Annotated in this window: 19 protein-coding genes; 12 read left to right on the top strand and 7 right to left on the bottom strand. The window is 51.2% G+C overall.

What is annotated here, in order from left to right; all coding sequences use genetic code 11:
* Nucleotides 1–13: 13 nt before the first annotated feature.
* Nucleotides 14–490, top strand: a complete 477-nt coding sequence (moaC, locus tag KK062_RS05595; RefSeq protein ID WP_254083273.1) for a cyclic pyranopterin monophosphate synthase MoaC — start codon at nt 14–16, stop codon at nt 488–490.
* Between the two features lie 595 nt (nt 491–1,085).
* Here the strand turns inward: moaC and KK062_RS05590 are convergent.
* Nucleotides 1,086–1,496, bottom strand: a complete 411-nt coding sequence (locus KK062_RS05590) for a molybdenum cofactor biosynthesis protein MoaE (RefSeq protein WP_254083272.1) — start codon at nt 1,494–1,496, stop codon at nt 1,086–1,088.
* A gap of 421 nt (nt 1,497–1,917) precedes the next feature.
* On the opposite strand from KK062_RS05590, the gene KK062_RS05585 reads away from it, so the two are divergent.
* Nucleotides 1,918–2,526, top strand: a complete 609-nt coding sequence (locus KK062_RS05585; RefSeq protein WP_254083271.1) for a hypothetical protein — start codon at nt 1,918–1,920, stop codon at nt 2,524–2,526.
* A 17-nt stretch (nt 2,527–2,543) separates the two neighbouring features.
* On the opposite strand, the gene KK062_RS05580 is transcribed toward KK062_RS05585, so the two are convergent.
* On the bottom strand, nt 2,544–2,786 hold the full coding sequence (locus tag KK062_RS05580) for a MoaD/ThiS family protein (RefSeq protein WP_254083270.1): 243 nt from the start codon (nt 2,784–2,786) through the stop codon (nt 2,544–2,546).
* A gap of 114 nt (nt 2,787–2,900) precedes the next feature.
* On the opposite strand from KK062_RS05580, the gene moaA reads away from it, so the two are divergent.
* Together moaA and KK062_RS05570 are read left to right on the top strand one after the other, a co-directional pair.
* Complete coding sequence (gene moaA, locus KK062_RS05575) at nt 2,901–3,893, top strand: GTP 3',8-cyclase MoaA (RefSeq protein ID WP_254083405.1); 993 nt, start codon at nt 2,901–2,903, stop codon at nt 3,891–3,893.
* Nucleotides 3,894–3,901: 8 nt separating this feature from the next.
* Entirely contained in the window at nt 3,902–4,654 is a 753-nt protein-coding gene (locus KK062_RS05570) for a sulfite exporter TauE/SafE family protein (RefSeq protein ID WP_254083269.1), read from the top strand.
* 15 nt (nt 4,655–4,669) lie between these two features.
* Here KK062_RS05570 and KK062_RS05565 read toward each other — a convergent pair whose 3' ends face one another.
* The 3 genes from KK062_RS05565 to KK062_RS05555 are packed head-to-tail and all read right to left on the bottom strand — an operon-like array spanning nt 4,670 to nt 6,657.
* Complete coding sequence (locus KK062_RS05565; protein WP_254083268.1) at nt 4,670–5,980, bottom strand: 2OG-Fe(II) oxygenase family protein; 1,311 nt, start codon at nt 5,978–5,980, stop codon at nt 4,670–4,672.
* An 8-nt stretch (nt 5,981–5,988) separates the two neighbouring features.
* Nucleotides 5,989–6,306, bottom strand: coding sequence for a hypothetical protein (locus tag KK062_RS05560; protein ID WP_254083267.1), 318 nt, complete (start codon nt 6,304–6,306; stop codon nt 5,989–5,991).
* A gap of 12 nt (nt 6,307–6,318) precedes the next feature.
* On the bottom strand, nt 6,319–6,657 hold the full coding sequence (locus tag KK062_RS05555; protein ID WP_254083266.1) for a hypothetical protein: 339 nt from the start codon (nt 6,655–6,657) through the stop codon (nt 6,319–6,321).
* 127 nt (nt 6,658–6,784) lie between these two features.
* Here KK062_RS05555 and KK062_RS05550 point away from each other — a divergent pair, with 127 nt between their 5' ends.
* Both KK062_RS05550 and KK062_RS05545 read left to right on the top strand, forming a co-directional pair.
* Nucleotides 6,785–9,241, top strand: coding sequence for a YfhO family protein (locus KK062_RS05550; RefSeq protein ID WP_254083265.1), 2,457 nt, complete (start codon nt 6,785–6,787; stop codon nt 9,239–9,241).
* A gap of 100 nt (nt 9,242–9,341) precedes the next feature.
* The gene (locus tag KK062_RS05545; protein WP_254083264.1) at nt 9,342–9,830 is read left to right on the top strand and encodes a hypothetical protein; all 489 of its coding nucleotides are present in this window, start codon (nt 9,342–9,344) and stop codon (nt 9,828–9,830) included.
* Between the two features lie 67 nt (nt 9,831–9,897).
* Here KK062_RS05545 and mdh read toward each other — a convergent pair whose 3' ends face one another.
* Together mdh and tilS are read right to left on the bottom strand one after the other, a co-directional pair.
* Nucleotides 9,898–10,827: a malate dehydrogenase gene (mdh, locus tag KK062_RS05540; RefSeq protein WP_254083263.1), complete on the bottom strand. Its 930-nt coding sequence runs from the start codon at nt 10,825–10,827 to the stop codon at nt 9,898–9,900.
* A gap of 183 nt (nt 10,828–11,010) precedes the next feature.
* The gene (gene tilS, locus KK062_RS05535) at nt 11,011–12,336 is read right to left on the bottom strand and encodes a tRNA lysidine(34) synthetase TilS (RefSeq protein WP_254083262.1); all 1,326 of its coding nucleotides are present in this window, start codon (nt 12,334–12,336) and stop codon (nt 11,011–11,013) included.
* Between the two features lie 63 nt (nt 12,337–12,399).
* On the opposite strand from tilS, the gene KK062_RS05530 reads away from it, so the two are divergent.
* The 6 genes from KK062_RS05530 to porD all read left to right on the top strand — a co-directional run bounded on the left by KK062_RS05530 (nt 12,400) and on the right by porD (nt 18,533).
* A complete protein-coding gene (locus tag KK062_RS05530) occupies nt 12,400–14,151 on the top strand; it encodes an OstA-like protein (RefSeq protein WP_254083261.1) in 1,752 nt (583 codons plus the stop codon).
* Nucleotides 14,152–14,241: 90 nt separating this feature from the next.
* Nucleotides 14,242–14,949 carry a T9SS type A sorting domain-containing protein gene (locus KK062_RS05525; RefSeq protein ID WP_254083260.1) on the top strand — a complete coding sequence of 236 codons (708 nt, stop codon included), beginning with the start codon at nt 14,242–14,244 and terminating at the stop codon, nt 14,947–14,949.
* Nucleotides 14,950–15,220: 271 nt separating this feature from the next.
* Entirely contained in the window at nt 15,221–16,033 is an 813-nt protein-coding gene (locus KK062_RS05520) for an outer membrane protein assembly factor BamD (RefSeq protein ID WP_254083259.1), read from the top strand.
* Between the two features lie 4 nt (nt 16,034–16,037).
* Nucleotides 16,038–16,361 carry a DNA-directed RNA polymerase subunit omega gene (locus KK062_RS05515; protein ID WP_254083258.1) on the top strand — a complete coding sequence of 108 codons (324 nt, stop codon included), beginning with the start codon at nt 16,038–16,040 and terminating at the stop codon, nt 16,359–16,361.
* Nucleotides 16,362–16,447: 86 nt separating this feature from the next.
* Nucleotides 16,448–17,647, top strand: a complete 1,200-nt coding sequence (gene coaBC / locus KK062_RS05510) for a bifunctional phosphopantothenoylcysteine decarboxylase/phosphopantothenate--cysteine ligase CoaBC (RefSeq protein WP_254083257.1) — start codon at nt 16,448–16,450, stop codon at nt 17,645–17,647.
* Nucleotides 17,640–18,533, top strand: a complete 894-nt coding sequence (porD, locus tag KK062_RS05505; RefSeq protein ID WP_254083256.1) for a type IX secretion system protein PorD — start codon at nt 17,640–17,642, stop codon at nt 18,531–18,533. The genes coaBC and porD overlap by 8 nt, the downstream gene beginning before the upstream one ends.
* The last annotated feature ends 7 nt before the right edge of the window (nt 18,534–18,540 follow it).

Raw genomic sequence — 18,540 nt, 5'->3', positions numbered from 1 at the left:
ATCCGAAAGTTACATGCCTAAAAAACAATTTACACATATCGACGATGCCGGCAACCCAAAGATGGTTGACGTCAGTGCCAAAGCTGTTACGCGCCGTACCGCCCGCGCCCAGGCTGTGATCACGGTGGGCAGCGCCATTCTCAAACAGATCAAAAACAACGAGCTGATCACCAAAAAGGGCCCGGTGTTCCAGACGGCGATCATCGCCGGTGTGATGGGCGCCAAGAAAACCTCGGAGCTCATCCCCTTCTGCCATCCGCTGGGGTTGGAAGATTGCCAGGTGAAGATCACCACCGCGAAGAATAACATCGTAATCACCACAGAGGCTACCGTTACCGCCAAGACCGGTGTAGAGATGGAAGCACTCACGGCGGCGTCGGTAGCCGCGCTTACCGTATACGATATGTGCAAAGCACTCTCGCACGACATGGTCATTGGCGAAGTACAATTACTTGAAAAAACGGGTGGAAAGAAGGACTTCCGCCGTTAACGCAGAAGTGTTGATCGCTGCATGAGAAGACTGGCAAGTCTTTTCGGTCATTTTATAGTAAAAAATGCCCGCACTGGCGGTGACCTTACGTCTTCTTACCCGGATGTATGCCGCGACCGTACACCTCCCCTCAAAATTCAGGTCTGCAAAATGCCGCGCCGGCAAACGAGAAAAACATCATTCTGAAATACTTTTCCTGGTCTTCGCTAAACAACTATAAATCAGCCAGTGATCCCCCACCCGATACGTTGCTACCCCGCTTTCCGGCGACCATTGATCGAAACACGCTATAGGCGGCGTCGGCATTTTATAAAACCCGGGTGAAACATTTCAGAAGCCACCGATTATGAAAAGAAATATTTATGGGTAATTATTACGCGCCTTGTCGGGATAACTTTTTACCCAACTTTTATCGCTACGTGTACATTACCTTGGGGCTATAATTCTACTGTGTCATGAAACCGCTTATCAAGCTTAGCATCAATCCGATTCATCGCGACCTGGCCATTGTTCTGCTGGCGAGTCTACTCGTCGCCGTCCTGATGGTATCGATGGCTATAATGATCTTTGGGTAATACCCTATTCAGCATGCCGATCAGGGATGTGCAGAGATCCATTCCGCGCCGTCTTCCAGCACTTCCTTTTTCCAGATAGGAACTGTCTCTTTCAGAGTATCGATGATATACTGACAGGCAGCAAAGGAGTCGGCCCGATGCGGCGTCGACACCGCTACGACTACGGCGACATCTCCCGGCTGCAATACTCCTACCCGATGGCTTATCGCATAGGCTTGTAACGGCCACCTCACTGCCGCTGCATCCACAATCTTTTGTATCTCGGCTACGGCCATGGATTCGTATGCTTCATACTCCAGGCGCAGTACCCGTTTGCCTTTGGCGTTGTCGCGTACGGTTCCTATAAAGGCGTTTACAGCACCGGCTTGCAAGCGGGTGGCAGCTTGTATTATTTGTTGTACATCGAGGGGTGTTCCGGATAGGGTAATCATAGCTCAAAAATGCAAAAAGGTTATGAGAGGAGAATAGGGTGTTGGAATTTTAAGTATCTTTGGTTTGTTAAGGTTTTGAGTCGAAACAAACGTTATATGAAAGCTAATATGCCGATTGATCCGCACATTGAGCCCGAGGAGGCTGAAGTTGATCCTACAAAGCTGGAAGGGGTGAAATTGTCACTCTATAAAACTAGAGAAGCAAATAAGATTGCATCCAAGCTTAGGCACATCCCGGTAGACCATGTGGTTCTACCAACGCCAGAGGAGTGTGCGCCATATCTTTCGCCACTCTAAAAAAAATGGTAATTCTGCTTTAAATTAACTTTACTAAACCTATTAGATGTTGCTTAGTAAAGCAATATCATTCTGTTTTCCTATCAAAATTTGAAATCGTTATCTCAATTAAATTCTATTAACGTTGGCTACACTTTCGATCATTGCTGGACCCAATGGGGCCGGAAAATCTACCTATAGCAAAGAATTGCTCATTGAGCTTGGAATCGACTCGTTCGACTTTGACAAAGAACTCGATTTACGTTGGAGCATATTTTCCTATGATCCACTGGTAAGACAGGGCGCTCGTGATGCTACGCACGATTTATTCATCATGCAAAGAGAAGCTGCTCTTTTTACACGATCTAATTTCGCTTTTGAAACAAATTACCACACGGAAGCTATCATCCCCACAATTGAAGCTTTTAAGGAGAACGATTTTAGGATCGAGCTACAGTATGTCTTTCTGGAAAATATTCAACTTTCTCTTCAACGAGTAAAACAAAGAGTCCTCACGGGCGGGCATGGTGTGGATAACAACACTATTCGGGAGAGATTTATAGCCAGTCTGCGCTTGTTGGATACAACCTTTCAATTATTTGATCTAGTTTCATTACGTTGTTCCTCTGAAGGCTTTCTGAGACACATTGCCGATGTTGAACCAGGCACAAAAACGGCTATCTCGTTTAATGAAATTCCTCGGGAACTTGTCCCTTTCATTCCGAACCTTTATCGATTTATACATCAGAAATAATCTTCTCGAATAACATTTCATCCCCCGCTCACCGGCGGTATCAAAGCAATCTCATCCCGTTCCTCCAACAACACCCCGTCCTCCGCATATTCACTATTCACAGCAATCATTAACGACCGCAGTCCTGCCAGCGCGGGATAACGCCCTACCAGGGCTGTACGAAGCGCCGCCACGGTATTACCGGGAAGCTCGATCTCGCACTGCCGCCCCCCCAGAATGTCCTTGGCGATGCCAAAGGCCAGTACGGTGTATTTTTTCATGTTTGTATTCATTTTTATGCCGTTAGACCGCTCCAGGTCGTTTTCCAGCAGTATCCCTATTGGAACCGATCGTATCCACAAATTTGTTCGTAATTTGAGCTTTTCTTTTGACATCTGACACTCTACGACAACCATAACAGGCCCCTGACCTACGTACGGCTCGCTGTAACCGACCGGTGCAACCTGCGTTGCTTTTACTGCATGCCGGCGGAGGGAATCCAGTACCTGCCCAAACGGGAGCTACTAACGTTTGAGGAGATCGAACGCACCATCGCCCTGCTGGCGAGACTTGGCATCAGCAAAGTGCGCCTGACCGGCGGCGAGCCGTTCGTGCGCATGGACCTTATGCGCCTGATCCGCAACCTGGTAGAGACCCCCGGTGTCAACGACCTGCACATCACCACCAACGGTGTGCTAACGGCACCCCACGTTGCCGAGCTTAAACGACTCGGCATTGCCTCGGTCAATCTCAGCTTGGATACACTGAATGCGGAGCGGTTTAAGCTGATCACCCGGCGCGCCGAGTTCGGCCCTGTCATGCGTACGCTCGAGCTTCTGCTGAAGCACGACATTCCTACCAAGATCAATGCCGTGGTCATGGAAGGAAAAAACATTGAAGACATACTTCCCCTGGTCGAGCTTACGCGACAACAGGCCGTGGAAGTACGATTTATTGAAGAGATGCCATTTAACGGCGAAGGCAGTCATTACCCCACGCTGCATTGGAACTACGCGCGCATCCATTCATACCTGAAAGAGCATTTCCCCGACCTGCACAAGATACCCGACCCTGCCAACGCCACGGCTACGCAATACGCCATCCCAGGCCATAAAGGCACTGTGGGCATCATCGCAGCCTTTAGCCGCACCTTCTGCGGCACCTGCAATCGCATCCGTATTACAGCACAAGGCACGTTAAAAACCTGCTTGTACGATGAAGGTGTGCTCGACATCCGGCAGTTGCTGCGGTCAGGCGACAGTGACGACGTTATTACCGAAAAACTCTTACAAGTATTTCGCCAGCGGCCCAAAGATGGGTTTGAAGCCGAAGCATCGCGCAGCAATCACCTGCCCGCGCATGAATCCATGTCGACCATCGGCGGATAGATAACACCATGGACAGCAACCTTCTTCTTGCCGCTTCCTTTTTTCTCATTGCGCTCATCTATGCTTCCGTCGGCTTCGGCGGTGGCTCCAGCTACCTGGCACTGCTGGCGCAACCACTATTCATGCTGACACCCGAGGTTATACGTCCCACAGCATTGCTCTGCAATGTCATCGTTGTCACTGGGGGCACACTGATCTTTTACCGCGAAAAACAAATTGTATGGAAAGAGGTCTGGCCATTTCTTGTCGCCAGTATTCCTATGGCATACATTGGCGGCCTGTGGAAATTACAAGACGATACCTTTTTTATCATCCTGGGTGTTACGCTATTTGTTGCCTCCATATTGCTGTGGATACAGCCCGAAGAAATACCGACCGCCAAACGAAAGTATAACACCACGCCGACAAATATTCTGCTGGGAGGTAGCATAGGTTTTCTCTCCGGGCTGGTAAGTATCGGGGGGGGGATCTTCCTCTCTCCCATTCTACATTTACTGCGATGGGGCGATGCGCGGCGTATTTCTGCGCTCGCCAGTTTGTTTATACTCGTCAACTCAATCAGCGGCCTGGCTGGGCAATTCTCCAAAGGCATACCCGATATTCACATGGGTTTCCTCTTGCCTTTGTTGTTAGCGGTTGGCGTAGGGGGCCAGATCGGCTCCCGTCTGGGTGCGCAGCGATTTAATCCGATTTACATCAAACGCATCACGGCATTACTCATTCTGCTCGCCAGCATCAACATTTTGCGCGACCATATGTAGCCCGCGTGTGTTTGCCTAGTAGGTACCGTCGGCAAAAGGACGTGAACCTAAGAAGAAGAAAGACGCGAGGATATAACGGCGTCCGCGTGTTATCGGACGGGCGCCATGTAAATATCCCAATAAGCCTGGATGTACCGACGCATAACCCACCTGTTCGGGTTTGATCAGTTTTTTATACTTCGGAAAGAATGTGCCGCCACCATCATAGTCGAGGTTTAGCGTCACGATCAGCGACACATAGCTACCGTCGTTGTGAAGACCAAGATGCCCCTGGCGTTCGGCCAGGTAACGTACAATGAAATTCTGCGACGTGAGGCTCTCCCAGCCTTGTCCATGTAACTGATATTTATGAAACAGCAACGGATGCAGGTATTTGCGCAGCGCGTGGTTAAACACCTCGTCCAGTCCGAACGAACTCAGTTTAATATCGATGGGATCACCGTCTTTTTCGCGATAGTTAGTCCATTCACCAAAGTGTTCGGCTTCCTCGATGATCTCCTGGCAGAACGTGGCTGTAAAAAATGGAAAGGCATATACGTTGTCGATCGGCTCGTCGCAGATCAGGTCGAACTCGCGGTGCACCAGTTGCGGGTTGACATATCGCTTTACCCAGGCGGACTCGTGTTCGCCAAAGGCCTGGTATAGCTGCGGATGCAACGGAATATAGCCTCCGGCAGCCTGCAACGAAGCGTGCCAGTTGCCGTCGGACGAAATAAAGTTCTTCATGGGCGCCAGTACGTCGAGCCGGCCGGTATACGCTTCTTTTACCTCACGGTCGGGATGCTGGCCGCTGAGGGCGCTGAACAATTCCCCTGCGGGTATGACATGTTGTGCAAAACCTGACGCTGTTAACGTTTCAAGACCTCGCTGGTTGAGGCGATAAGCATAGGCCCCCTGACTATAACCCGGCCGTACGAGCCCCCCGATGTCGGTTGGGCGGTCACCATCACTGGCATACCGGCCGAGGTATAACAAGTCCGATGTCTCCGCGGTATTCAGAATGTGATAGTGTGTGCCCGTGGGTAGAAAATCTTCTTCCAACACCACAATGGATTGTCTTCCCTCCTGTATCGCCTGTTGCCACACACGCCAGTGACCGATAGCCAGACTCACATCTCTCTTTTCGTCGGGATGATATCCATCCATCAGTTTCATACCAGCGGCTTTCAATGCGGTCATGGCATCGATCTCGCGCGGCACGTCCACTATCTCAAGCGGGGTATTTTCCGGCAGTGGCAAAAGTCGCAGACGCTCTGCAAAGAGCTTTTCTTTATTTGCTCCGTTGCCGGGAAATGTGAGTACGAAGACTTTCTCTGTCGTGATCATACGGTGTATTACACTTCTGCCGGAGTCGAGAACAACTTGTACGCAAACACAAAAAAGCCCACAATAAAGGCAACAATACCCAGGTATACCAGGATCTGAAATGGCATCACCACCTTTGTATACCGTTCATAGTCGTTATCAAAAAAATAGATTCCAAAAGAGAAGAACACGCCACACACCAATCGTGCAAATGCACCGAATAGCATCAGGCCCGTAGCGACCGACGGCCGGGTAGCAATGGCGTACACCGTGGCACCCACTATCAGCAGGTTGGCAATAACGCCGATAGACTGGGGAAGAAGGGAAAAGAGTTGATATTCATCCATAGGTAACTGGTATTATATAGACACTCGTTTTCTTAATGCATCGTGCAGGAAGAGCAAAAAGCCACAGGCAAACATCAGCGCACCAATGTTCGAGATGACCCCCATAACACCAAAATACCGGGCGATTTCTTCCATCGGCAGATTGGCATTTATACCCCACACGCTGAACCACGCTGAGAAAAACGCGCCGGGTATGCCCACCGCTTCACCCACCAGCATCACGTACGCCGGGGCCGTTGGCCGTTTGATGATACAATAAAGCGGCAGGGCCAGCATGGCCACTTGAAACAATATTCCAAAAAGAGCCGGAAGCGCTCTCAGTAGTAGATCTCCCAAAGTAGTTTCTTCCATATCAATAATTGACGTTCGGGCGAATATAACGAAAACCCCTAATGTACCCACGACCGATGGACGAACCTGCAAGCCAGGCGCGGGTTTTTAGCTAATCCTTCCTATTTTGCACCGATAATCCGCCTGCATGAAAAAAATAAACTTCGCCCGGCACGTTCTTCCCCACATCGTTGCCATCGCCGCGTTCCTATTGGTTACCGTCGTATTCTTCAGCCCATTTTTCTTCGACAACAAGGTGCTGTCGCAATACGACATCCAGCAATGGGAGGGCTCATCCAAGACCTTGCGCGACTACCGCGAAGCCACCGGCCAGGAGGGGCTGTGGGCCGACAATATGTTTAGCGGCATGCCCGCATACCTCGTTAACGTGCATTGGAGCAACTATCCCATTACCGTTCTGAAGAAGGCACTGTCTCTTGGACTGGCCCACCCCTACGCCAACATCTTCATCGCGTTCATCTCCTATTATATCATGCTGCTGGCCTTCCGCGTACGGCCTTATCTCGCCATCGGAGCGGCCCTTGCGTTTGGGCTTTCATCGTATATGATCGTCGGGCTTGCCGCCGGCCACAACGGCCGTATCGGCGCCATCGCGTTTATGCCCCTGGTCATCGCGGGTATACACCTGGCCTACTCCGGTCGACGGTTGCTGGGTTTTGGCCTCTCCACCGCTGCAATCGCTCTGGAACTGAAGGAGAATCACTTGCAAGTAACCTTTTACCTCATGCTCATTGTACTGCTCTACGGGGTCGTACAGTTCATCTTCGCGTTGCGTGAAAAAAGGATCGCCGGTTTTCTGACCGCTACGTCGCTGTTGATCCTTGCAGCTGTTATTGCCGCCGGTACTTTTATCGGGCAACTGTGGGGTGTGACCGAACAAAGCACATACTCCATCCGTGGTAAGTCCGACCTGGCAGCGCCGTCGTCGCAAGGTGCTTCCGGTCTTACGCGTGAATACGCCTTCGACGCCAGCAATGGCATCTGGGAGCCGTTTATGATGCTGATGCCCAACTTCTACGGCGGTAGCGCCGCCAATTATTTAGTGAGTGATCGCAAAAGCGAAGTATACCAGGCCCTGGCCCGCTCGGGCGACGAGCAAGCCGCCAACCAACTGGCCAACTTCACGTCCGGCTACTGGGGACCGCAATCTTATACTGTTCCATACTACGCGGGCGCCACCATCATCTTTTTGTTTGCCGTCGGCCTGGCCTTTGCCGATCGTAAATACATCTGGTGGCTCGTGCCCACCGCCATCCTCGGCATTATGCTCAGCTGGGGTAGCAGCTTTGGCGCGTTCAATTACTTCTTGTTCGACCACGTGCCGGGCTTTAACAAATTCAGGTCCGTCACCTTCGCGCTGACCATCACACTCTTTACACTGCCCCTGTTGGGTGTGCTTGGCGTTGAAAAGCTGCTGGAAACAGGACTGGACAAAGTCGCGAAAAAGAAATTGCTCATCGCCTTTGGCGCCACGGGGGGGCTGTGCCTGCTGTTGCTGCTCTTTGCCGGTGCGTTCAGCTTTACCCGTGCAGGCGAAGAACAACTGCCGTCGTGGTTTACCGGCGCATTGATCGATGACCGCAAGAGCCTGTTCCGAAGCGATGCATTCCGGTCACTCGCGTTTATTGCCGCACTCTTTATCATGCTATACTTTGCCGTGTGGAAAAAAGTACCGGCCGCATTCTATGCTTTTGTAGCCATCATGATTGTGTTTGACGTAAGCCTCGTAGACCGTCGTTACTTTACGAAAGACAACTACGTGCGCAAACGTGAAACTACGGCCCCCGAAATGACGCCTGCCGACCAGGCCATCCGGCGTGACACTTCGTACTACCGCGTGTACAACATTCAGCCGGGTGCGTTTACCAGCGAAGCGCGTACCGCGCTTTATCATTACTCTGTGGGCGGCTACCACGGCGCCAAGCTGCGCCGCTACCAGGACTTGTACGATTCCTGCTTATCGCAGCAAACCGTCGCATTGATACAAGGTATCCGGGCCGGCGACTTAAACTTTCAGCCGTATGGTGTCATCAACATGTTGAACATAAAATACATGGTGTATGGACAGCAGGCCAACCAGATCATTCCAAACGAACAGACCAATGGCCCCGCATGGTTTGTACGCGATGTAAAGAAGACCAACTCACCTGCCGAAGAGCTGGCGACACTGTGCGACACCGACACAAAAACGACCGCCGTGGTCAACACCGCCGCCGTGACAGTGCCCGAGTTTGGATACGACAGTGCCGCCACCATTTCGATCGTCACCCACAAGCCTCCCTACCTTAAATATCAAAGTCACTCGGCGCAAAACGGGTTGGCGGTATTCTCAGAAATATACTATCCCAAAGGCTGGCGTGCCTTTATCGATGGCCAGGAGACAACCATTCTGCAAGTGAACTATGTATTGCGCGCACTGGCTGTGCCGGCGGGTGATCACACCATTGAATTCCGCTACGAGCCTGCTCCGTATAGAGTTGGCAACAAAGTGATGATGGCCTCCACCTGGCTCACTGTATTGGTACTCCTTGGCAGCCTCGGCTGGAGCCTGCGCGAGCATCCGCGAGTGAAGGCCGAAGCATAATGATTAATTTTATTACATGACCCAATCGGATTGACAATAGAGCAAAAATATATTGATCCAGATGTACATTTTTGCTCTATTAATTGATACCATGCTATTTATGCAAAAATCTTACCTACGCCTATTTGCGGTGTTGCTGCTTTTTTCGATAATGACATTTACAACATCCTGCAGCGATAATGATGATGATCATAATGATGCCAACAAAACCGATCTGCTGGTTGGTAAGCAATGGTACCCCACCCGGTATGAAGAAGAAGACGAAGGCAAAGTAATCGATGTGACTACCTCGTGGCTGCGTGACTGTCAAAAAGACGACTACTTATTTTTTGAAGAAAAAGGAATCTTCATGTCAAGCTCCGGAAATATACAGTGCGGCGACAACAGCGGCGCCGACCTTGATGGCGAAGGCACTTGGTCTTGGAAAAACGACAACAAAGTTCTCTCCATGGTGTGGCCAATCGTTACTATTGACCAGGAAGTCCTTTCACTTTCCGCAACGGAGCTTCAAGTGAGATATGAGATTACCAACGGCCCTAACCCAGCGGACAAAGGATTTTTAGTTACCACCTACAACACTCGCAATTAAACTAGTGGCAAACAAAGAGGCCGCTCTCATACCAGGGAGCGGCCTTTATTTTAGGGCTTGCTAAGCATTAGCCGAGCTTTTGCAGCACGTCCATCACTTCTTTTACCGCCTTGCGGCTGGCTTCGAGCAGTGCTTTTTCTTCAGAGTTCAGGTCGAGCTCGATAACTTTCTCAACACCATTCTTACCGAGGATAACCGGTACGCCGAGATAGCAGTCGTTAATGCCATACTCGCCTTCCAGCTTGATACAAGCCGGGAACACACGGCGCTGATCTTTTACGATCGCTTCTACCATTTGCGCTGCGGCCGAGCCGGGTGCATACCAGGCAGAAGTACCCATCAGCTTCACAAGCTCACCACCGCCCACTTTCGTGCGTTCCAGAATGGCATTCAGCTTGTCTTTGTCGATCAATTCAGTAACCGGAATACCTGCTACAGTAGTGTAGCGAGGCAGCGGTACCATCGTATCACCGTGGCCACCCATCAGAATCGCCTGGATATCTTTCGGCGATACGTTCAGGGCTTCTGCCAGGAAGGCGCGGTAACGCGCTGTATCCAGAATACCGGCCATGCCGATTACACGTGTGCGGGGAAATTTAGAGGTGAGGTGTGCCTGGTAAGTCATTACGTCCAGCGGGTTGCTGACCACGATAATGATGGCATTGGGTGAATGCTTCACGACATTTTCTGTCACCGACTTCACGATGCCGGCGTTTGTACCGATAAGGTCGTCGCGGCTCATGCCCGGTTTGCGGGGCAGACCGGAAGTGATCACCACCACGTCTGAGCCAGCCGATTTCGAATAATCGTTGGTGGCGCCGATCGTGCGGCTGTCATAGAGGTCGATCGGAGCTTTCTGCCAGATATCCAGGGCCTTGCCTTCGGCAAAACCTTCCTTGATATCGACCAGCACGATCTCGTTAGCCACCTCGCGGTAGGCCAGCACATCGGCACACGTAGCGCCCACATTGCCAGCGCCTACTACTGTTACTTTCATATGGATATAAATTTTAGTGTTGGAAAATCGATGAAAAATACGCTGCTGATCCGGGTGTTAAACGGGGACAGATGAACCAATATCGCTTTGAAAATCAGCACGTTTCGGGATAAAGGCAGGGATAATGCTCCAAATAAACCGGGGGCGAATTTATCACTCCATGCGCCAAAAGAAAAAGTTATTCTATAAAATGTGCGCGCGGATTGTAAACGTCAGCACCTGTTTGGTCGCCGCAGTAACTTTAAACCGGTCGTCCAGACGATGCCCCACCACCCAAAAAATCCGTTCCCCGGCCTCCAATACGGTCACAGCAGCCTTGTCCGCACGAGCCACCTTGCGGTCAATCAGGAAGTCGCTGATCTTTTTACCATGACTCATGCCTAACGGGTAAAATACATCGCCGGCACGCCATCGGCGCCAGGTAATAGGAAAGGTTATGCGATCGGCGTCCACCGTAGCGTGCCACGCACCACCCATCAACGGCTGACCTGCCTCATTCCTTTCTACCGCGAGCGTCCAATCGCCCAACACCACGTGCTGGTGCTCCGTCGCCAATGTTACCGCTTCCCAATCTACCCTGCGCGGTGTCAGGATCAGCGCTTCGCGATCGATCATGACGGTATAGGCTTCTGCCAGGAACTGCTTACCAGGCTGCCCAGCCAAAGCGTTTGTCATACCCTCACACTGACTATAGTGAAAGCCAAAAGGACGCAGGTAACGCGCCAGGATAGCCGCCGCGTGTGGCGCTGCCGCGAAATCTTTGCGTATAGCGATGCGGTTTCCCGTCGCAGTGGTATACACGGCCTTCCAATGTTCGAGACCTGCGACCGCAAGCGATAAGACTCCTTCCATACTTGCTAGGCCGCGCGACACGGTTTGCTCCAGCGACGGATTTAATTCCTTCAAGCGCGGCACGACCTGATGTCGTATAAAATTGCGCGCATAATCATCGGTCTGATTGCTGGCATCTTCGCGCCAGGCAAAATCTTTGAACGCAGCGTATGCTTCTACTGCGGCGCGGGTAGCAAACAACAGCGGCCGAATGATGGCACCCTGCTGCACAGGTATACCCGCCAGGCCGTCGGGGTTCGCACTGCGTGTCCAATTCAGCAGAACTGTTTCCAGGGCATCGTTTAAATGATGTGCCGTAGCAATGCGGTCAAAGCCCTCGCGCACTCTTACCTCCTCAAACCAGGCATATCGCAATGCCCGCGCGGCGAGCTGTATCGACAACCCCTCAGTTTCGGCATAGGCAGCCGTATCCATACGCTTTAAAAAACACGGTATGCCCAAGTCGCGGCAGAGAATCTCCACAAATTGCTGGTCGCCGTCAGAGGCCTCCCCCCGCAGCTGAAAATTACAATGGGCCACGGCAACCGGCTGACCCGCCTCGTGGAAAAGCCGCAGCATCACAACGGAGTCAATTCCCCCACTTACGGCCAGTAAAATGCGATCGGTCGGGCCGCACAAGTGGTGTTCACGAATATGGTTCAGAAATTGCTCTAGCATGGACTTCAAAGGTACGATTATAGTTATTCGTGCCCATATGACAGATCATTTGTAGCTTGCATCATGAAAAACTCGGAAAGCATCGCCCGCCGGGGATCCCGGATCGTCTGGTTGCTGTTAGCAGGATTTCTGCTGGCGGGCAGCCCGTTGCTGGCCCAAAAGCGCGTTCACCTCAAACAGGCCGACAAACTGCGTGGCGGCCGCCTGGGCGACGAACGTTTTGACCGCCTGCTGGGCAATGTTATCATGACCCAGAACAAAACCACTATCTATTGCGACTCCGCCTATTTCTTCAAAAAACGAAACTACGTAGAGGCCTTTGGCCGCGTGCGCATCCTGGAAGGTGACTCCGTTACCATCACCGGCCGCAAGCTGGAATACGATGGCAACACCAAGCTCGCACGCCTGCGCAACAACGTTGTCTTTACCAAGCTGGCAACCGCCACGCTATACACCGAGTACCTCGACTTCGACCGCAACCGGAATCTCGCCTACTACAAAACCGGCGGCCGCCTGGTCGATAGTGTCAACACGCTTACCAGCGTACGCGGGTATTACAACGTATCCAACAACCTCGCATCATTCAAAAAGAATGTAGACGTAAAAAACCCGGATTATACCATGACGGCCGACAGCCTTCAGTATAATTCGCGAAGCAAGACCATTTATTTCGTAAGCCCCACCAATGTAGTACGCAGTGACAGCAGCACCATTGTGTATGAAAGTGGCTTTTACGAAACCACCACCAAACGCTCAGACCTCAAGCTCGGTCAAGCCGAAACACAAGACTATACCCTCGACGCCGAAGACTACAAGCTGGACGATTTTCATAAACGTTACCTTTTCCGGCGCAATGTGGTGATGACCTATAAAAAAGAAAGTCTTATCATCTACGGACAGGCCGCCGATTATTACCGAACCAAAGGTATTGCCAAAGTCTATAACAACGCCTACCTCGCCAAGGTGGCCGACAACGGCGACACCCTCTTCATGTCTGCCGATACGTTGGTATCGATCGATAGCCCCGACCCCGCTAAGAAAAGATTGCTGGCATACAAAAACGTCAAGATTTATAAACGCGACATGCAGGGCGTAGCCGACTCCGTTGAATATCGCGCCATCGATTCCACCATCTACTTTTATAAGAAGCCTGTACTCTGGTCTGAAGGCAATCAAATGACCGCAGACTCCATTCGCGCAGTGATGAAGAATAACACCATCGACCGCATCCATATGGTGGCGAACTCCTTTGTGATCTCGCGCGATACGTTGGTGAACTACAACCAGATCAAAGGACGGCTCATGACCACTTACTTCCGTGACCAGAAGATCAGTCACGTGTACGTAGAAGGTAACGGTGAGAGCCTTTATTTCTTGCTGGACGAGAAGACCAACCTTTCCTCGGGCATGAACAAGATCATATGCAGTAACATCATGATCCGCTTCAAGCAAGGTAAAGTGAATAATCTTACTTTTTACAAAAAGCCCGAGGCCAGTGTTATTCCGCCGCACGAGCTCAAGATTGAAGACACGAAGCTCAAAGGCTTTGAGTGGCGCGGCAAGGAGAAGCCTGCCCGCGAAGACGTTGTAAAACCACAGGTCCCATCAATCAGTAGCAACAAGGCGGCAAGCGTTCACAAAAAAGAATTGGTGACCCCCCGCGCAGGCGACACCACTACAATAACAGACAAAAAGACTGTGGGTGGAGGCATGGTTAAACCGTTACCCGAGTCAAGCATAGACAAAAAAGGACTGGTAAGGCCTCGCGCCAAAAGCGATACCACTGCGATAACCGAAGACCGAAAACGTTTGTAATTTAAAATTACGCAAAGCCCAACGAAAAAGTTGTCCAGCTAGTATGAGATTCCCGTATAATGTTTAACTTTTGTAGACGATGCGGGGCCTATGAGAAAATTTCTATTGCTGACGATCTGTGCGCTGCTTTTCCGGTTTGCCTCCGGTCAGAGCTTCGAGGTTGTCGCCCTGCAAGACACGTATCGCGGCCTCATCGGCGAAACGATCAAAGCCCCCATCCGTTTTAAGAACACTTCTGACAAGTCCATTACGCTGATTATCAGAAAGATCGATAGCCAGATTGGCAGCACACAGAAAAACTTCTTCTGCGTCGGCGAAAACTGCCTGGAACAAAAAGTCGAAGATTACATTATCAAGGTTGACCCTGGACAAACGCTTAGTAGCCTGCAGGTTGCGTTAGAAGCAGGACTCGTGCCCGGCATCAGCTCCGTGCATTACCTGGCCTTCAGCCGTTCCAACCCTAGCCATACTGTCGAATTCCGCGTCAACTTCGCCGTAGACGAAAAACCCGAGAAACAAGACCTGTATTCATCCCGTTTTATTACCATCCACGACGTTTATCCCAACCCTGTTACCGACAACAACGCCTACATCGACTACAGCATGCTGAGCGAGCAGGTAAAAGCCAAGATCATCATGCACAACCTGTTGGGCAACCCTGTTGGCCTCTATCCGCTCTCCAGCGCAGAAAATCGGGTGCGGTTACGCACCGATGAGCTGAGTGCCGGCATCTACTTCATCACGCTCTACCTCGAAAATGAGAGCGTTATGACCCGCAAACTGATCGTTAAGAAGTAACTAGTCCATGCCCAGACAAGGGTCATTTTCAGCTAAAGGCCGGGATTACCCGTATCATAACCCGTATCATAACCCGTATCATAACCCGTATCATAACCCGTATCATACCCGTATCAAAGCCATACTAAAACCGTATTAAAGGCATACTTACTGTATCCATAAGCCTTAGACAAACCATCCCAAACACAACTTTTTTTACGTTTCCCACATCTTAAAACGAGCGGAAAAGGCGTTTTTCTGTTCTCTTCACTTGTATTATATTTGCGGGCTTATGCGAAAACTATCAGTAGCTTCATACTTTCTCGTCATTCTTCTGGCCGTTGCGGCATGCAGCAAGTTCCGGAAAATTGAAAAAAGCCCGGATTGGCGGGTAAAGTACGAGGCCGCCATGGTTTATTACGATAAGAAGGAGTATTACAGGGCCTCCGTGCTGTACGAACAGATCCTGCCCGTAGTACGAGGCTTACCCGAAGGCGAGAAAGTGCAGTTTTACCTGGCGTACTGCCAGTTCTATGACAAACTGTACCTCCTGGCTTCCGAGCAGTTTAAAACCTTCTATGAAACCTACGGGCGAAGCACCCTGGCCGAAGAAGCGCGCTACATGTATGCCTATTCGCAATACGCCTCCTCGCCCGACGCAAACCTGGATCAGACCAACTCCATCAATTCCATGGCCGCCATGCAGGAGTTTTTGAACCGGTATCCTAACAGCACCTTTCGTGAAAAGGCCGTAGAGGTAATTTTCACCACGCAAGCCAAGCTGGAAACCAAAGGCTTCAACAACGCGTACCAGTACTACCGCATGCGCAGCTATAAAGCGGCGATTGTGGCCCTGAATAACTTTAAAAACAACTTTCCCGATTCGCACTACCTGGAGCAGGCTTCATTCCTGGTCGTTTCGGCCGAGTACAAGCTGGCACAGCAAAGCATTTACTCCAAACAGGCAGAACGGTACAAGGCTGTAGTCGATCACTACAAGGAATATATCGACAAGTATCCCGAGGGCAAATACCTGCGCGAGGCTGAAAAGTTCTACACCGACAGTCTGGAAAAACTTAGCAAATTCAAAAACACAAATACATAATACTATGGCAGTTCAATCATCCATCATTACCCGCGACGTAGAAAAGATCGCTGCTACGACAGGCAACTTGTACGAGTCAGTAGTAGTGATTTCGAAACGTGCCCGTCAGATCGCCATAAACATGAAAGAAGAGCTCAACAACAAACTTGCTGAGTTCGCGACGACCGTAGACAACCTCGAGGAAGTATTCGAAAACCGCGAGCAAATCGAAATCTCGAAGTTCTACGAGCGCATGCCGAAGCCGACCAACATCGCTACCGACGAGTTCCTCGATGGCGACCTGAGCTTCCGTCGTCGTGGCATTGAAACTGACTTCAAACAAGACTAAGCGCGAGCCGTTAATCGTTATCTGTTGATTGTAATACAATTGCAGCCGTTAACGAATAACGGTCAACCTGTAACGAGATCCGGCGCATGCAAGGCAAAAAAATCGTACTCGGCGTCAGCGGGAGCATCGCCGCCTATAAATCGGCGATGCTCACACGCCTGCTGGTGAAGGCCGGCGCAACGGTAAAGGTCGTCATGACCCCCGCCGCCGCCGATTTCATTACGCCCCTTACGCTCTCAACACTCTCAAAAAATGCCGTTCTCACGGACTTTGTTCGCGACGAGACCGGTCAGTGGAACAACCACGTCGACCTCGGTCTGTGGGCAGACGCCTTGATCATTGCTCCCGCCAGCGCCAACACCGTAGCCAAAATGGCCCACGGCCTCTGCGACAACCTGCTGCTGGCCGTATACCTCTCCGCGCGCTGTCCAGTCTTCCTGGCACCCGCCATGGACCTTGACATGCTGCAACACCCCGCTACACAAGGCAATCTCTCAACGCTTCACACCTACGGCAACACCATACTCGCGCCTGGTTATGGCGAATTGGCCAGCGGTCTTACCGGCCACGGACGCATGGCCGAGCCCGAAGAGATTCTCGCTGCGCTGCAAAAGTTCTTTCAGGCCTCAGGCCGACTTTACGGCAAATCCGTGCTGATCACAGCAGGCCCCACGCAAGAGGCGCTTGACCCGGTGCGATTTATCAGCAACCATTCCACAGGGAAAATGGGCTTCTCACTGGCCGAAGTTTTTGCGCGCGAAGGTGCCCACGTAAACCTGGTGAGCGGTCCGACGCAGCAACGCGCGCAACATCCCAACATCAAAGTAATTCCCGTCGTATCGGCCGAAGACATGTATAACGCCAGCGCTGCGCTTTTCGCCGAAAGCGACATTGCCGTACTGGCCGCCGCCGTAGCCGACTACCGGCCCATAGAGAAGGCTGAACAGAAAATCAAGAAGGCCGACGGAAACCTCACCCTGGCCCTGACCAAAACACGCGATATTGCAGCGTCGCTGGGACAGGTAAAACGCCCCGGGCAAATCATGGCGGGCTTTGCACTCGAAACAGAAAACGAGCAGCAAAACGCCTTGAAAAAGCTCACCGCCAAGAATTTTGACCTCATTGTGTTAAATTCACTCAACGACAAAGGCGCCGGCTTCGGACACGACACGAACAAAGTCACCATTCTCGATCATAAACACGGAGTGCGGACGTTCGAACTTAAAGATAAGAAGGATGTAGCGCTGGACATTGTCAACGCCATTATTGAAAAGCTGCATGATTAAGAAAGTACTCCTGGCGGGTTGTATCCTTTGGGCCGTTGTTGCACAAGGCCAGGAACTGGCCTGCACTGTCTCCATCAACGCCACCGGTGCACAAAGCAATGACCGTACGGTCTTCGCCGACATGAAAAAAGCTGTCGAACAGTTTATGAACACCCGCAAGTGGACGAATGATACATACAAGAACTACGAGAAAATCGCCTGCAATATCCTCATCACGATTACGAAAATGAACTCGCCGACCAGCTTTGAAGCCTCGGTGCAGGTACAGTCGGCACGACCGGTATATAATTCCAATTACCCGACCCTTGTATTCAATTTCGCCGACCGCGACTGGCAGTTTGACTATATCGAGTCGCAGCCGCTGGAATACAACGATAACACGTTTACCAACAACCTCACCTCCATGCTGGCGATGTACGCGTATGTCATCATCGGCATTGACTACGACACCTTTAGCGAGATGGGTGGTACACCGTTTTTCCAGCAAGCACGCCAGGTCGTGAACAACGCGCAGCAATCAAACCGCGAGGGGTGGAATTCCCTGGGCAGCAACCGTAACCGCTACTGGATCGTCGAAAACTTCAACAACCCGCAGATGAACGACCTGCGTAAGGCTTACTATGCGTATCACCGCCTTGCGCTCGACATCTTTCACAAAGATCCTGACAAAAGCCGCGAGGTTATACTCAAAGGTCTGAAAGACATCAAGAAAGTGCGCGATATCAATCCCACGGCCGTGCTGCTGGTGAGCTTCCTGGACGCCAAAAACAAAGAGCTGGTAAACATATTCTCATCGGGTAATCTACCCGTGCGCCGCGAGGCGTACGACATCATCAAGACGCTCGACCCTTCGGGTACCATCTACGACAAGATTATCCAGAACTAGTTCTTCG

The organism is Dawidia cretensis, from assembly GCF_018598175.1.
GTDB classification, from domain to species: Bacteria; Bacteroidota; Bacteroidia; order Cytophagales; family Cyclobacteriaceae; genus Ohtaekwangia; species Ohtaekwangia cretensis.
The sequence above is the reverse complement of the archived record's forward strand: the minus strand, read 5'-3'. Positions and strand labels throughout refer to the sequence as shown.

What these genes read in the sequence shown, in the direction of transcription:
- moaC (WP_254083273.1), top strand. Translation starts at nt 14, where the DNA reads ATGCCTAAAAAACAATTTACACATATCGACGATGCCGGCAACCCAAAG.
- KK062_RS05590 (WP_254083272.1), bottom strand. Translation starts at nt 1,496, where the DNA reads ATGATTACCCTATCCGGAACACCCCTCGATGTACAACAAATAATACAA.
- KK062_RS05580 (WP_254083270.1), bottom strand. Translation starts at nt 2,786, where the DNA reads ATGAAAAAATACACCGTACTGGCCTTTGGCATCGCCAAGGACATTCTG.
- KK062_RS05570 (WP_254083269.1), top strand. Translation starts at nt 3,902, where the DNA reads ATGGACAGCAACCTTCTTCTTGCCGCTTCCTTTTTTCTCATTGCGCTC.
- KK062_RS05565 (WP_254083268.1), bottom strand. Translation starts at nt 5,980, where the DNA reads ATGATCACGACAGAGAAAGTCTTCGTACTCACATTTCCCGGCAACGGA.
- KK062_RS05560 (WP_254083267.1), bottom strand. Translation starts at nt 6,306, where the DNA reads ATGGATGAATATCAACTCTTTTCCCTTCTTCCCCAGTCTATCGGCGTT.
- KK062_RS05555 (WP_254083266.1), bottom strand. Translation starts at nt 6,657, where the DNA reads ATGGAAGAAACTACTTTGGGAGATCTACTACTGAGAGCGCTTCCGGCT.
- KK062_RS05550 (WP_254083265.1), top strand. Translation starts at nt 6,785, where the DNA reads ATGAAAAAAATAAACTTCGCCCGGCACGTTCTTCCCCACATCGTTGCC.
- KK062_RS05545 (WP_254083264.1), top strand. Translation starts at nt 9,342, where the DNA reads ATGCAAAAATCTTACCTACGCCTATTTGCGGTGTTGCTGCTTTTTTCG.
- mdh (WP_254083263.1), bottom strand. Translation starts at nt 10,827, where the DNA reads ATGAAAGTAACAGTAGTAGGCGCTGGCAATGTGGGCGCTACGTGTGCC.
- tilS (WP_254083262.1), bottom strand. Translation starts at nt 12,336, where the DNA reads ATGCTAGAGCAATTTCTGAACCATATTCGTGAACACCACTTGTGCGGC.
- KK062_RS05530 (WP_254083261.1), top strand. Translation starts at nt 12,400, where the DNA reads ATGAAAAACTCGGAAAGCATCGCCCGCCGGGGATCCCGGATCGTCTGG.
- KK062_RS05525 (WP_254083260.1), top strand. Translation starts at nt 14,242, where the DNA reads ATGAGAAAATTTCTATTGCTGACGATCTGTGCGCTGCTTTTCCGGTTT.
- KK062_RS05520 (WP_254083259.1), top strand. Translation starts at nt 15,221, where the DNA reads ATGCGAAAACTATCAGTAGCTTCATACTTTCTCGTCATTCTTCTGGCC.
- KK062_RS05515 (WP_254083258.1), top strand. Translation starts at nt 16,038, where the DNA reads ATGGCAGTTCAATCATCCATCATTACCCGCGACGTAGAAAAGATCGCT.
- coaBC (WP_254083257.1), top strand. Translation starts at nt 16,448, where the DNA reads ATGCAAGGCAAAAAAATCGTACTCGGCGTCAGCGGGAGCATCGCCGCC.
- porD (WP_254083256.1), top strand. Translation starts at nt 17,640, where the DNA reads ATGATTAAGAAAGTACTCCTGGCGGGTTGTATCCTTTGGGCCGTTGTT.